The 676-nt window shown below is 57.7% G+C and carries 1 protein-coding gene and 1 pseudogene; both read left to right on the top strand.

Going from position 1 to position 676, the window contains the following annotated elements:
- Positions 1–295: pseudogene (locus tag QCE79_RS33320) on the top strand (terminase small subunit); the annotation flags it as partial.
- Positions 292–594 carry a hypothetical protein gene (locus QCE79_RS33325; protein ID WP_309851743.1) on the top strand — a complete coding sequence of 101 codons (303 nt, stop codon included), beginning with the start codon at positions 292–294 and terminating at the stop codon, positions 592–594. The pseudogene QCE79_RS33320 and the gene QCE79_RS33325, both read left to right, overlap by 4 nt.
- The last annotated feature ends 82 nt before the right edge of the window (positions 595–676 follow it).

Consider the following 676-nt stretch of genomic DNA (forward strand, 5'->3'; position numbering starts at 1 on the left):
CGCGAAGGTCGATGCGAATTTGGCAAGTGTGGCCGCGGCCGCAGGGTTCGACATATCTAAAGCGGTCGCGACGCGCGACGCGCTGGAGTTTTTAATCGCCGTGTTTAATGATCCGATGACCGAGCCGAAATTACGCGTTGATTCGGCGAAAGCGGTTGTTCCGTATCAACACGCGAAGAAGGGCGAGGGCGGCAAGAAGGATGCGCAGCAAGAGGCAGCGAAGCGGGCTGCATCCAAATTCGGGGCGCCTCCACCTGCACCGCGCCTTGCGGCGAGCGGGGGTAAGAAGCTGTGACGCCCGAACAAGAGGACATTGTTCTCGATTGGGTCACGTCATGTAAGGATTGGAGCGAACGGCTGAAGGACGGCCGCACGATCATCCCGCCGCCTATCTTTGCCGAGGAGGCACAGTACGCTCTGTCAATCTTTAAGGAACTAAAGATCGTTGACGCGCCCGGCTCGCCTTCGTTTGGTGAGGCGTCGGCGCAGTGGGTATTTGATCTGGTGGCGTCGATATTTGGCGCGTACGACCGGGCGAACAATCGGCGGCTGATTATCGAATGGTTTGTGTGCCTGCCCAAGAAGAAGGAATAGCACCTTTTCGAGGGCGTTCTACCCCGTCTGCGGAGGTACGGGCGCTTATTCCAACTTCATGATTTCATTGCGTTTGTCGCGC

The sequence above is a fragment of the Caballeronia sp. LZ003 genome (genome assembly GCF_031451465.1).
Classification (GTDB): Bacteria; Pseudomonadota; Gammaproteobacteria; order Burkholderiales; family Burkholderiaceae; genus Caballeronia.